Annotated in this window: 6 protein-coding genes; 4 read left to right on the top strand and 2 right to left on the bottom strand. The window is 37.9% G+C overall.

Going from position 1 to position 14,830, the window contains the following annotated elements:
- Positions 1–130 precede the first annotated feature (130 nt).
- On the bottom strand, positions 131–910 hold the full coding sequence (deoR, locus tag M992_RS04635) for a DNA-binding transcriptional repressor DeoR (protein WP_390892479.1): 780 nt from the start codon (positions 908–910) through the stop codon (positions 131–133).
- Positions 911–959: 49 nt separating this feature from the next.
- Positions 960–1,628 carry a deoxyribose-phosphate aldolase gene (gene deoC, locus M992_RS04640; RefSeq protein WP_053907521.1) on the bottom strand — a complete coding sequence of 223 codons (669 nt, stop codon included), beginning with the start codon at positions 1,626–1,628 and terminating at the stop codon, positions 960–962.
- Positions 1,629–1,950: 322 nt separating this feature from the next.
- On the opposite strand from deoC, the gene rbsK reads away from it, so the two are divergent.
- The 4 genes from rbsK (at position 1,951) to M992_RS04660 (ending at position 14,749) form a co-directional block, all read left to right on the top strand.
- Positions 1,951–2,871 (top strand): ribokinase, encoded by a 921-nt coding sequence (gene rbsK, locus M992_RS04645; protein WP_047257113.1) that lies wholly within the window; start codon positions 1,951–1,953, stop codon positions 2,869–2,871.
- Positions 2,872–3,056: 185 nt separating this feature from the next.
- Positions 3,057–4,385, top strand: coding sequence for an L-fucose:H+ symporter permease (gene fucP, locus M992_RS04650; protein ID WP_047257114.1), 1,329 nt, complete (start codon positions 3,057–3,059; stop codon positions 4,383–4,385).
- A gap of 117 nt (positions 4,386–4,502) precedes the next feature.
- Positions 4,503–5,516: an aldose 1-epimerase family protein gene (locus tag M992_RS04655; RefSeq protein WP_053907522.1), complete on the top strand. Its 1,014-nt coding sequence runs from the start codon at positions 4,503–4,505 to the stop codon at positions 5,514–5,516.
- A 284-nt stretch (positions 5,517–5,800) separates the two neighbouring features.
- Positions 5,801–14,749, top strand: a complete 8,949-nt coding sequence (locus tag M992_RS04660; protein ID WP_053907523.1) for a C80 family cysteine peptidase — start codon at positions 5,801–5,803, stop codon at positions 14,747–14,749.
- Positions 14,750–14,830 lie beyond the last annotated feature (81 nt).

The raw sequence follows: 14,830 nt of genomic DNA on the forward strand, positions 1-14,830 counted from the left end.
GGCTATTTAAGCGATAGCTATTTAAGTAATGGCTATTTAAGCAATAAATAGATTTATTGTTTTAATCTATCGATATTAGCGTGATAAGTGATCAATACCGCTTATAAAAAAGAGTCGAATGATCAAGTTTTCAATAAATGATTTTTACGAAACCGTTCCGGCAATATTCTTCATATTCATCGCTCAATTTACGATTGGTTATCACGACATCAAATTGTGCGAGATCGCCCATATTCGCGGTGGCAACTTCATCGAATTGATTATATTGCGCTAGCAGGATCTTCCTGATCGATTTTTCCATGGCTTTGTTTTTCATCGGTAAATCATCCAAATTATAGCAGGTTACCCCATAGCTGGTATGAATGCCGGAGGCGGAAATAAAAGCTTTTTTAGGATTGATCGAGTCGAGTAAGCTGGGTTGGGTAGGACTGTAAAAAGAATCACTTTTAGGTCGATATTCACCGCCACACAGTAAGGTAGTGGCATTTTTCTTCTGTCTGAGGGCTAAAAATACGTTATGTGAGTAACAAATTCCTGTGAAATTTATTTCATCGGGGATCAGGGCGATCAGCGTTGCCATCTCCAGACCATTGTCAAAAAAGATCACATCACCTTCACGTACCATGCCGGCGGCTAAATTGGGAATATGTAATTGCGCGGTTTTATCGGGGGTAAAAACATGAGTTATTGGTTGTCCATCAGCGGGGGGGATAGGTGGTTGAGCAACAGAAACAATATATCCGCCAAGTAATGACATGGGGATAGGGCCTTCAGTTTCCGCATTTAAATCGCGACGAATGGTCATTTCAGAGACTTCTAAAATTCGTGCGGCTTCTTTTAAATGAATTCTGCCCGAACGTTTTAAACATTCACTTAAGCGGCGAAGGCGTTCTTTTTGTTTTGTTTCTATCACCGAGTCATCCTTTTTAAGGGGGCGCGGACGAGCCGCGCCCGGTTGTTTAGTAGTCACTCTGGGCGGTATTTTCTCCGGAAACGATAGATATGCTGGCACTTGCACCGATCCGGTTAGCACCTGCTTTAACCATTTTTATGGCTGTTTCGCGATCACGTACTCCACCAGAAGCTTTAACCCCGATTTTGTCACCGACAATGCTACGCATTAAAGCAACATGCTGTTCTGTTGCGCCCATTGTACTGAATCCTGTTGAAGTTTTCACAAAATCGACATTAATTGTGCGGCAAATTTCACAAACTTGAACAATTTCTTCGTCAGTCAGTAAGCAAGTTTCTAAAATAACTTTCAGCGTAGTATCACCACAAGCGGTAGATACGGCAGCGATATCTTGCTTAACGAAGTCTAATTCTCCAGCTTTTAGCATGCCGATATTGATAACCATATCAACTTCATTGGCACCACGACGAATAGCTTCAGCTGCTTCAAAGGCTTTAACTTCTGTCAGGCAAGCTCCCAGAGGGAAGCCAACAACACAACAAACATTGACGTCACTGTTGATTAAACATTCGCTTGCCAAGGGTACATAACAGGTATTGACACAAACAGAGGCAAAGTGATATTGCGCCGCTTCAGCGCACAGGGTTTTTATTTGCGCGGGCGTGGTATCGGCAGCTAAAAGAGTATGGTCAATATATTTCGCTAAATCTTGCATGTTAAACCGTCCTATAAACAAGTGAGATAACCCGTCATACTTCAAGTTGCAGTCTTTTTACTGAGATAGCTGGCTTCGTTCAGTCACTTAATCAATTACCTGTTTGGCTATTGCAGCGTAAGTCGATGTAAATGGCTTGATTTCCGTCTTCCTGCCCTTCGAATTATTGTCGGGGATAGATAAGTTAATTAGGAATGTAAAAATGTGTCGTATATAACACTTCAACATTCGGTATTCGAGATCCTAATCACAAATGATATTTTTGCAACATGATAATGTTATTATTATATCATTATGTGATTTATTTAACACGAGGGATAAAATGGATATAGCAGTTATAGGTTCAAACATGGTTGATCTGATCACTTATACCAATCAGATGCCAAAAGAGGGCGAAACCTTAGAAGCGCCGTCATTTAAAATTGGTTGCGGTGGTAAAGGGGCGAATCAGGCGGTTGCTGCGGCAAAATTGAATTCAAAAGTTATTATGCTGACCAAAGTTGGCGATGATATTTTTGCTGATAATACCATTCGTAATTTGGAATCTTATGGCATTAATACTCGATATGTTGAGAAAGTTCCTTGTACTTCAAGTGGTGTCGCCCCGATTTTTGTTAATCAAAACTCGGCCAACAGTATTTTGATCATCAAAGGGGCCAATAAATTCCTGTCTCCGGAAGATATTGATCGTGCGGCTGAAGATCTCAAAAAATGTAAACTGATCGTGTTGCAACTTGAAGTTCAATTAGAAACAGTTTATCACGCCATTGCTTTTGGTAATAAAAACAAGATCCCTGTTTTATTGAATCCGGCACCAGCTCAACGTTCGTTAGATTTAGAGTACGCTTGTCGTTGTGATTTCTTTGTGCCTAACGAAACTGAGTTAGAAATTCTGACCAATATGCCGGTTAATTCAATTGATGATGTTCGTCGAGCATCCCAATCTTTGTTGGATAAAGGATTGAAAAACGTCATCGTCACTCTGGGGGAAAAAGGGGTGTTGTGGATGACCAAAGACAGTGAAGTTCATGTTCCGGCTATCAAAGTAAATGCGATTGATACCAGTGGTGCAGGTGATGCCTTTATTGGCTGTTTCTCACATTATTATGTCCATACTGGTGATATCGAAGAGGCTTTGAAAAAAGCGTCACTATTTGCCGCATTAAGTGTGACAGGCAAAGGAACACAATCTTCATATCCAAGTATTGAGCAATTTACCGAGTTTGTTCAGCTCAATAGTTAAAATAGTTAAAATAGTTAAAATAGTTAATAACCCTATACCCTAATATTTAGGTAAGCAGAAGAATGGCAGCAATATCCCGAAATAATTCGGGATGGGTGCCTGTACCCATAATAAATAAATCTGCTCCCATATATATTCTCGAATATAAATAGATAGGGTAATAAATTATAAATATAAGGTTTGCTATGAACATTAAAAATATCACTCAATTACCTGACGGTTATTTGAGTAGAACACCTCTGTTTCAATTTATCCTACTCTCGTGTTTATTTCCGCTGTGGGGCTGCGCTGCGGCACTTAATGATATTTTAATCACACAGTTTAAAAGTGTTTTTGAACTCAGCAACTTCGCTTCTGCATTAGTCCAGAGTGCGTTTTATGGCGGTTATTTTTTAATTGCCATTCCTGCTTCGTTAGTAATTAAAAAGAGCAGTTATAAAACGGCAATTTTAATTGGATTAATATTGTATATTGCGGGTTGTTCTCTGTTTTTCCCTGCATCACACATGGCGACCTACACCATGTTTTTAGCGGCGATATTTTCAATTGCCATTGGGTTGAGTTTCTTAGAAACCGCCGCTAATACCTACAGTTCCATGATTGGCCCTAAACAATATGCAATATTGCGCCTTAATGTCAGTCAAACGTTTTATCCTCTTGGTGCCGCGGGCGGTATTTTATTAGGAAAATATTTGGTTTTCTCTGAAGGTGAAAGTTTACAAAATCAAATGGCGGGGATGTCTGCGGAACAAATTCATAATTTCCGTCTGATGATGCTGGAAAATACTCTAGAACCGTATCGTTATATGATTTTTGTTTTAATCGTGGTAATGGCGCTGTTCTTATTAACTAAATTCCCTAAATGTAAAGTGGCAGAAACTACCCATCATAAAGGTCCTTCTGCGTCTGAAACCTTAAAATATTTGGCTAAAAATAGCCGTTTCAAAAAAGGTATTATTGCTCAGTTCTTATATGTTGGTATGCAAGTTTCTGTATGGTCATTTACTATTCGCTTGGCATTAGAAATGGGCGATATTAACGAACGTGATGCATCAAACTTTATGGTGTATAGCTTTGGGTGTTTCTTTATTGGTAAATTTGTGGCCAATATTCTGATGACCCGTTTTAATCCTAATAAAGTGTTAATGATGTATTCGGTCATTGGTGCGGCTGTATTGGCTTATGTTGCCTTTACTCCTAGTTTCACGGCGGTATATGCCGCGGTTGCTGTCAGTATTTTGTTTGGTCCTTGCTGGGCAACGATTTATGCCGGCACATTAGATACTGTGGATAATGAACATACTGAAATGGCGGGAGCGGTTATTGTGATGGCGATTGTCGGGGCTGCGGTTATTCCTGCAATTCAAGGTTATGTTGCTGACGCATTGCACTCGTTACAATTATCGTTCTTAGTCACTATGGCGTGCTTTATTTATGTTGGATTCTATTTCTTTGGTGAACATAAATATAAAGTGGCTAATCCGATTGACGCGGTTGTTCCTGCAATAAAATAGTTCGCTAAAGTGATTAATCTAGCTATTAATGAATAAAAGTACGGGGAGAAAACATCACTCCCCGTCAAAAACTTAGTCAGCAGTATGAACTTACCTTACTCTTGATGGACATATAAAATGAAAACTATAATCGCTCTACATAAAACGGTTTTTACTGAAAATCCTACCTCTGTTCTATATAACGATGATTTTAAAGTCACTGCCTTTAAATATTCTTCAGGTGTTGAAGGCTTAAGAATTGAAAATAATAAAGGCTATCTGACAATTTTACCTTTTTTAGGCCAGATGATTTGGGATGCTGAATTTTGTGGCAAAAATCTTAAAATGGAAAATATGTTTGCTGAGCCAAAAGCAGTGAAAACTGTGGTGGAAACCTATGGCTGTTTTGCATTTCATTCTGGCTTAATTAGTAATGGTTGCCCATCTCCTGAAGATACCCATCCATTGCACGGTGAAATGCCTTGCGCGGAGATGAACTCGGCATGGTTAGTATTGGATAAAGACAGTATTGCTATTCATGGTGAATATGAATATGTGATGGGTTTTGGGCACCATTATTGTGCCTCTCCATCGGTTACGTTACAGGCTAATAGTGCTTTATTTGATATAAAAATGTCGGTGACTAATTTGGCGTCGGTGGCGATGCCGTTACAATATATGTGCCATATGAATTATGCCTATATTGATAATGCTCAATTACGCCAAAATATTCCGTCTGAAGCTATTAGTTTACGCGAATCAATCCCGGGTCATGTTCAACCGACTGAGCAGTGGTTAGCCTTTAATCAGGCGATTAAAACCGGTGCCGTTAAGCTGGATGTATTGGATCAAGCGGCGTTATGCGATCCTGAAATTGTGTTCTTTATGGATGCGTTGGCGCAATATACTGAGCAACCTGAATTTATCATGCAAGCACCTGATGGTACTGAGTTTATGACGCGTTTTAATTCAGCGGAACTGAATTATGCGACGCGTTGGCTGCTGTATAATGGAGATCAAAAAGTCGCTGCTTTTGTTTTACCTGCTACCTGCCGACCAGAAGGTTTTTTAGTGGCAAAGCGCAATAATAGCTTAATTATGCTGGCTGCGGGAGAAACCAAGAGTTTTACCGTAACTACTGGTATAAAGTGATATTTTCAATGCATTATTAATTGAGATGAAACAAAATGGGAGCTGATAGGCTCCTTTTTTGTTTTTTAATATTACTTTATGTTAATGCTTAAGTTATTTCATATGTAAATTTAATTGATGTGTATAATAATTCAAATTAAATATGCTTGGTATGATTCAATCTAATTTAAATCGTAATAAATATTATATCTTAATTGTTAATTAGCTAATTTTATTTTTATTAATTGTTTGGTAATTTAAATGAGACAATATTTAAATTATCACTCTAATTATAAGGATATAATATGCCCGTTAATAATAAATCTGTTAAGCAAATAGGTTTTGATCAATTAGATGCTATTATGTATATACAAGCAAATAATCAATCTGCTTATGTAAAAAAATTAATGACTGAACATGGTCAAAACAATGCAGCTCATGGCGGGTTTTGTTATGGTTTTTCTACATCCTATTTGTTATATGCTGCTAATGGACAGGGTGAGGAATATTTAAAGTTATTAGGTGATTTATATACAATAACCCATAAAAAAGAAGTGTATTTTGGTGATCTTTATAGGATTCGAGAAGAAGCCAAAGAAATGCATGCTAAATCATTATTTGTAAAGTTAATTAATGAAGTGGTTTCAATTCAAACAAATCATTCGAATACGGTTAAAATGGCCAATTATTATATAGATATAGATAACTCTGAAAATATAATAATTACTCATGATAATTTTGAAAAGCATTTAGTTACTGTATTAGATAAATATCAAAGTATTTATAGTGATGAAGGGAATTTACTTTATAAATCTTTTATCGAACAAATGAAAGTATCATTGAAAAAGTATTATCCTGTATTGTTAGCTAAAAAAGATTCTGATTTAACCAATGAAGGTAGAGAATTACGATTGGATCCTTTATTAATTGAACTTCAGACTCATTTTGGTGAACGGTTAAGTAGCTTAGAAAAAAACTTTACTATGGATGATACTAAAACACTTCTTAAAGTTTTGATTATAGACACGCAAAAAGAAATTGTTAATAGAATGATATCATCAAATAAAACCAATGGGATTATATTTGATAGTAAAGAATATCCTCATCAAATAAGCAATGATTATGAGATAAGAGTTAAACTTAGTGAATTTACAAGAAAAATAGCCAGTTATACTAATAAAGAAAAACCTATTTTATATCAATTCTTTAGTGATAATCATGTTATGGCGATTAAAGTTGATTATAATAAAGGATTATGGAAATACAGTTTTTTTGATCCAAATACTGGATTAAAGAATTTTAGTAGCAAGAAAAATTTCATCTCTTATATAAAAGATTTTGTAAAATTAAACAGTGAGAATTATAAGTTTCCTGATTTAGGCAATGGTGACTACTCAATCACTTATTCTAGTTATGAATTAGACACTAAAATCAGCACCAGAAAAAAGCTAACTCAATTAAATGAATTAGATATTAAGATTACTGAGAATACATTGTTAGCGGAAAGAAAAATCAAGGTTAACCTTAATGGTGATAAGACTAAAATATTAACCTATGAAAGTTTCAACCCTGAAACTAAAATTGCCCAGTTAATACTTACTCAAGATAATAAAAAAACCACTATTTATACGGATATTTTAGATAGTGTTGATTTTAAATCCAGTATTCAAGCAAATTTAGAGACATTAAAAAAAACAAAAAATAAGATATTTATTAGTAAAAATGATGCTTTAGTTTATAACGTTAATAAAAAGTCACTGATCAACAAAATTGATCCTACTAATACCTCTCAATTATTTGGAAAACCAGTTGCCCAGTTAGATAGAGGGTTTAGTGATATTTATCAAGCTGATTTATCATCTCATCACCCCGGTTCTTTTGCCGGCGAGCATACACCTTCCACTGAGAATATAAATAACTGGCATAATCCGCTGGATTATATAAAGGGTTTAAATGCACATTTACCCCAAGCGGAGCGGGTGATTAATCCCACTGAATATGCACATAATGTTTTTATCCAAATCGCGGGTGATCAGGATGTGGCATTAGGTACACTTAAAGCTATGTCGAAGCATCCAGATAACTCAACGGTTATTCAATATGATATCCCAACTAAGCAGTGGAAGGTTTTACAGGGGGCACTAGATACCCCAGTGGTAGGAAAGATACGATGGGTGGTTATTGGCCATGGTAATCGTACTGGAAAAAAAACACCCACGCTTTTTCAAGGCAATACAGCATTAGAATTTGTTGAGGGGATCAAACATTTAAACACCACGCTATTATCCAATTATAAGCCTAATAAAATGGTGTTATTAGGTTGTCATTTGGCACGTGGTGGTATTGTTGAAAATTTTGCACTTAAAGCAGCTCAGTTATTTTCACAACAAGGAATGGAGATACCGATAGTCGCGTATAACCGAGCGGTAGGAAACTATGCTTCAGGACATAAAATTTTTTGGAGTCATGATAGCTCAGATATAACCACACAAACTAAAGAACATAAATATATTTATCAATACGATAAAGTCAGCGGGCAAGTATCTATCAATAATAAGCCAGCGGCTTTACATTTTATCGATGAATTAAGACGTGGTGAAATTGAATTATGGCAATTAGTGGGGGCTGATGAGACCAACTCATTAAAGTTATTTAAAAAGTCCAATACTCAGTTAGATTTTGACTTAATTAAAAAAGTGGCATTTCATAATGAGGGATATAAAAAATTCTTGCAGGTGATTACGCAGCCGCAATTTCCAACCGCCCAAGAATTACAGCAGCAATTATTGACTCAACTAGAGCCGCTTAATATTGAGCACATACCGTTGTGGAGAATGATCGACCCGCAGCCTCTATCAGACGGTAATCAGGCCGTGACTACGAAAGATAATAAAAAATTATATCTGGTGATCCGTACTGGTGATGGTGATATCTCACGCTCGCAAGCAGAACGTGTGGCTGCGGCTTTCCCTGAAAATACGTTAGTTATTCAACTAAATACCAATAATCAGCAAATGATGGTGGAGTATGGTGATGTGCATAAACTGGCATTATTACCAGAACAACAATGGTTATTGTTGCAAAATTCTTCATCAGCGGAAAATTCAGCTCAACTGATGGCCGACAGCTTAAAAAAACTGCAACAACACTATTTGCTGAGTAATCCGGAGAAAATCGTTTTTGCACCAATAACTGAAAAAAGTTCACCCGCTAACATTGATCAAGGGCCATTTACCCAACAATTAGCCGAGTTACTGGAGCAAAAAGGCTTCAATACACTGATTGAAGTGCAGCACATCATTGATAGCCCTCCTGATTTAGCGGTGGATGAACATGGCAAGGTTCAGGATAATCAAACACCACATCAACAGGTGGATAGTTTACTAAAAAAATTAGCTTTAGATGATATATTGCCGTCTAAAATGACTCTGGAGAGTCACCCTTACCTTAAACACTATTTTACGGATGCTGAAGGTCAGCTAGATAATCACAAATTACAGGTGGCTTTTAATGATCCGCTGCTTAGTTCGCGTATACATCAGTTTCTTAATCAGAATATCGATGATGCTGGTTTAGCCCAGGGTCGCTGGGATGCATTATTTGCGGTCGATACAGCGGGAACATTACAACAACATGCCGCTGATATTACTAAAATTATTACGGCAATTAGTGATAATCCGGGCATATTGCCAGTACTCAGTGAAACCTCGATTCAACGCCTGAGTTTATTATTTCCTGCCAATAATGGTGTTAATCATGGAGATATTATCGATTTAATTAATCATCCCAAGAAATTATCCTTGTTTAAACATAATTTAGCTACTTTCGCTGAGTTGAGTGCAGATAATTTTACCGGTGAACAGGGCGCCTTGAAAAATCTGACTTTATTTCAAGCGCTAGAAAAGCATGCGGTGAGCCTTGGGGCTCGATTAAATGATTTTTCTCAGTTGGTTAATATCGCCAAGAAATATGCGCCTGGTAGCCAGATTCGCTTGATTAATCACGGGATTTATCAAAAAACTGGTGCAACGCCTCATAGTGATCATCAATTAGGGGTAATTTACAGTCTGTTGCGTCAGGGGGTGACGCCTGATCACACCTTAGCCTACTTGGAACGCATGACTCAACTAGAGCAGCAGCAACGTCGAGGAATATTATCGACGACAGAAAATGATTTACTGACCAAGATGCAACAATTAAATTTATCAGCCACAACGTACTTAGATAAATTATCCATTACAACAGAAAATCAATCAATTACCCGTCAATTATTAGCAATGACTCGTAACAGCACCTTACTATTAAAAGGTAAATCGACCACTTATACCGTAAGTTATCATTCTGAATCTGGTGAGTATGATTTAAGCTTTTTTGATCCCAGTGGTGTGGAGTTACGTCTCAATATTCTTCAGCAAGGCGCATCACAGCATAAATTTGCTGAAATGGTGATGAGCTATCTCAATGAAGAGATTGTACAAGCCGATAAAAGTCTGATTTCACGCGGTAAGCTCGCGGGCTTTGATATGGATGAAAATAAAGATTTCAGAACAGATATTCAGCAGATGGATCATGACCGTTTGGATGATGAATATTTTAAGCTAATTGATCCTTTCTTAGATAAAAGTGATCGTATTATTACTCATTCTCATTTTGATGAGCCACAGAACCGATTCATTGATTTTCATAATGAGAAAATTTCATTACATACTTTACAACATCTAGGTGCAACAATTGCCGGTAATCCGTTGACGGGTGACAATATTTATACGGTTGATGGTCTGAAAAATATACGTTTTAATGCCGGAAAGTTGGCGGCGGCATTAACGCTGATGGACGGCAGTGAACAGGATATCACTCTGTTAAAAATTATACGTAAGCAAATTGACGATCTGGGAATTAGCCGAATAGTTGATAATTATGCTGATTTTATAGACAGTGCGGTGATTGGTAAGCAATTGAGTTATATTCAGAAAAATATTGAAGTAGACAGTGTTACTGTCAGTGCGACAACTCTAGAACATTTACGCAGTTCGGGGATTAAACTTCCTCGGTATTCTCGAATCGCTAATCGTGCGGGGCAAGTGATGGGCGGCGTAGGGGCTATTATGTCCTTGATTTCATTATCTAGCCAACTAAAGCATTTGGATAATCCAGATATAACCCCCGAAGAACTGGCTGAAGTTGAAAAGAACATTTATCTGACCTGTGCTTCGGCTTTCTTTAATTATGGCGATATGATTTTACAGCCGATGTTATTAGAACTGGCATACGCTAAGACCAGCTCTTTTAATATTGCGAGTACGATCGCCGCCAAAGTGGTGATTTTATTTAATTTAGTGGGTATCGGGTTAGATATTTATCAGGCGTATGATGCTTTATCTAAGTTAGATGGTGTGACTGATGTTAAAGCCCGCCAGGATTTATTCGTTAGCGCTGGTTTATCCATAGGCAGTGCGGTTGTGGGTGGTCTCACCGTGGTGGGTATTTTAGCCGGCTCCGCCGTTATTCCCGTCGTGGGGTTAGTGATTGGTGGCGCACTGTTAGTCGGGGGGATGATTTATAATGGTGTGCGTGCAGTCGAACGTATTACTGATGAAATTAATATTTCACTGGAGCGCCAAATTGAAGAAGGATTCCGTGGTATGTTGGGTTTCGATCCAACCCTGCGCTCACAACAAGAAATGAGCTTAAAACGTTATAGCGAAGGATCCCAAAAGGCCTATTGGGAACATGAATTAGCCTATTTCAAGACAGCGATTTATCCCTCTGGATTTGTAAGCCACCTCAGTGTCATTGAAACACCACGATTAATTGATGCACCGCGGTATTATTTAATTGATAAATTAGGCAATTATTTTGGGGGGAAATTAGGTCGGCATGCAACACCTAGCCACGGTGTTCAAATTGGATATACCAAGCATGAAGCCCCCACATTTAGCCAACAAGAAGCCGATCTTTTATTGGCGGATTATCATTTATGGGGAGATGGTAATGCCCGTTTAACGCTTGCTGTCGATAAAGATTGCGATCATAAATTTACTAAGCTGAAAAAAGATTTAATTGATTATCAATGGGATGGCGGTCAGGCAAGTGATGATATTTTAGTCTTAAATTCGGCGTATAACAATCCATTATTAACTGAGTTTATGCAGCGCCAAGGGCTGAGCCAATCTCAGCTTGAACAACCTATTGAGCGCCAATTAGCCTCATCAAAGGCACTGGCATGGAATATATTTTCCTTAAGAGATAAATACGCTACTGTCCTTGGCCCTAATTTATCCATGGACGAAATTCTTCGCCATTATTTTAAACAAATTAAGAATGATATCCCTAATGTCGCGCGCTATTTAACGAGCCAGCGTTTGAAAGGGCTGAGTATTAATACCGCGACCGGTAATGATGTAGTCATAGGGAAAATGAATGAAATAAATGCGGTGCAAGTTTTTGCCGGGCAAAAATTTGTGGTTGGGGGTAACCGGAACGATTATTTCTATTTAAGAGATCATTCGCTGATTTCATTATCTGCCCGCGGTGAGAATAGACCGACTAAATATTTTGATGGTCAAGGTGGCAGTGATAGCCTGATTATCAATGAACGCCCAGAGGCTTATTCAGTCGAGGTTGATTTGGACAATAACCGAGTGATTTATCACAGTGAAAATCGAGAAAAATCGCTCGATGCTGCACATATCCAACATATTGAAAATATTATTATCCGCGGTAATAGCGATGATATTGTTCGAGGTAATGAGCAAAATAATGTTATTGATGGTTCGTTAGGAGACGATAAGCTTTATGGCTATAACGGTGATGATAAATTAATTCTGGCAACCGGTTATGCGAATGGCGGCGAAGGGAATGACAGTTATCATTTACGTCGCTATGAATGGCATCGCCAATTAAATAATTTTTCTCGTATCGAGAAACGTTATGACGCTAAAACTAAACGTTTTAGCGAACATAAGGTAATAAATTCCCAATATCGTGATTTGAATTCCACTGAATATATGAGACAGGTGGTGTTAGATGAAGATACACTCTCTGAAAGTACCGTTGATTTAGAATATTCATTGAATGAAATTACTGAGATGTCAGTTAATGGCACCAGTCTATTTATTACCTTTAATATGCCATCTTCCACTATTGAAGGTGTTGATTTTTCAAAAGTAACTAGTAAATTACGGCTTGAATTGAAAAATGTTTATATCAATACCGGTGATGGACGAAAAGTTCGTCATCGGTATATGCTTAGAACGCGCGATGGATTTTTATTAACCAGCCAGTTAGGTGATTTAGCTAAGGATAATACGGCTAATATTGACCGTGATTTATTCAGTATTACCTACTTGCAAAATAATGATCAGCTGTCAGTTGACCCAGATAAATCTATCCAGTTTGATGAATCTCTCGGCAAATTAACCATTGATAACAAGCGGACGTATACCACGCCAAGCTGGGGGAAATTTAATCCTATCGGGCAGGGAATGAATGTTGTTTACACCGGGAATGACGATAATAATCAAATGAGCCATCTTGGTGCAGGAAATAAAATTTACGTTAGCCATGGGCAAGATATTTATCAGCTTAATCAAGCCTTTGATCGCGGAGAAATTATTTTTGATTTTTATCGAGTCAAAGATTGCTATACCGCTAAAGATACTATCGTATTGATACTACCGAATGAGAATGGCTATATGCTCTCAATGTCTGGTCAGACACTGCGATTAATCGATGCCTTTGGTGAGCAAAGATTGGCGGTTCGCTTTGCTAATTTTGATGATAAAATAGCCAAAAAAGTAATTATTCAGGATAAATATAGCAACGTATTTAAGGTTAATTTACACCCTGAAGGGAGTAATGTAACGCCATTATATTCACCAAATCAAAGTACTGAGCATGGCGATGTGATTACCTTACCGCAAGGTTATCAAGATATTAGTGGTGTTATTGATGGCATGGAAGGGAATGATGTTATTAGCGATAATAGTCAGCAAGGGCGAATTATTCGCGGCGGTGCTGGCAATGACATTATTAAGGTCTTGGGAGGCTATAACGTTATCTATGGTGGGCAAGACAATGATTTTCTGTATGGCGGCGCTCAATCAGACTTTTTACTCTCAGATGACGGTGATGAGCTACTGGCGGGTGGAGGCGGTGATGATCATTATCTGGTTGACGGCCGCGGTAAGGGGACGGTTGAAATAGACGATGATATTGGCGATAACTACATACATTTGCTTAATTTCACCGAGGGTTATACCACCGAAGTGCTGAAAAATGGCGCCCTGATGCATTGTTATACCTCCACGACTGGACGTACAGTCAAAATTAAACAGCCTACAGTTTCTCAATTATCGGAAGCTAAAAATGCCCATAATCAAGTCCATCATTATGCACAGCTCCCTGAGAAATTCCAAACGTTAGTCGAGGTTAATTTATCGCCGCTGGTTAATTATCTAACTGAAAAGTCACAACAAAAGAAAATCAGTAGTGAATTCTTGTTATGGAAACCCGCGAATGGAATGGACGGAGTATTAATCGGCAGCGATAAGTTATTAACTACTTATGCTGTTGATAATAAACTGACTTTAACTCAAGATCATCGTCGCAGCGACTGGCTTGTTGAGTTTGATAATCATCCTATGCCCATTGTCGATAACAGTGCTCAAGGTCGAGTTTTTAAAGGCAGTGACGCAGACGATCAATTACAAATTACGGGCAACGCAAATAATTTGCTATACAGTGGGGCAGGGAATGATCACTTCACGGCGGGGGACGGTGATGATCTGTTCATTTCGCTTCAAGGGCAAGATACATTCAATGGTGGTGCAGGGAATGATAGCTATTTAGTCGATGGTAATGGTCAAGGCGATGTTATTATTGAAGATACCTTGGGCAGAAATCATCTGCATTTAATTAATTTTAAATCTGAGCCTGTCGGTAGAACGAAATCATTATCCGGTAATCGGATAGAACAGATGTATCAGTCAAACAGTGGACGGAAAGTTTTTATTCGTAAAAGTCGAGGTTTTGTGGCGGTAGTTAGTGATATCGAGATTCATCATTATCAGCAAATGCCCGACAGTATTCCCGACAGTAAAGGACAGACCACCGACGAGGTGATAGATAAATTGATCAGTAATATGGTCAGTTTACGTGAAGCAGTAGAAATTAGTCATGCCGCAGCATCTGAAGCAGAAAAGAAAGTTTGGTCTCCTGCAGCGGTCTTTGAGCATAGAATGAATGCAGGCTAACAAATTAATTTAAAGCTTGATCATTAAATTATCACTATATTTTTCATAAACGATTGAATTTCAATTAATTCAGTCGTTTTT

The sequence above is a fragment of the Moellerella wisconsensis ATCC 35017 genome, assembly GCF_001294465.1.
Lineage (GTDB): Bacteria > Pseudomonadota > Gammaproteobacteria > Enterobacterales > Enterobacteriaceae > Moellerella > Moellerella wisconsensis.

Coding starts and splice junctions, on each gene's coding strand:
- deoC (WP_053907521.1), bottom strand. CDS start 1,628: ATGCAAGATTTAGCGAAATATATTGACCATACTCTTTTAGCTGCCGAT.
- rbsK (WP_047257113.1), top strand. CDS start 1,951: ATGGATATAGCAGTTATAGGTTCAAACATGGTTGATCTGATCACTTAT.
- fucP (WP_047257114.1), top strand. CDS start 3,057: ATGAACATTAAAAATATCACTCAATTACCTGACGGTTATTTGAGTAGA.
- M992_RS04655 (WP_053907522.1), top strand. CDS start 4,503: ATGAAAACTATAATCGCTCTACATAAAACGGTTTTTACTGAAAATCCT.
- M992_RS04660 (WP_053907523.1), top strand. CDS start 5,801: ATGCCCGTTAATAATAAATCTGTTAAGCAAATAGGTTTTGATCAATTA.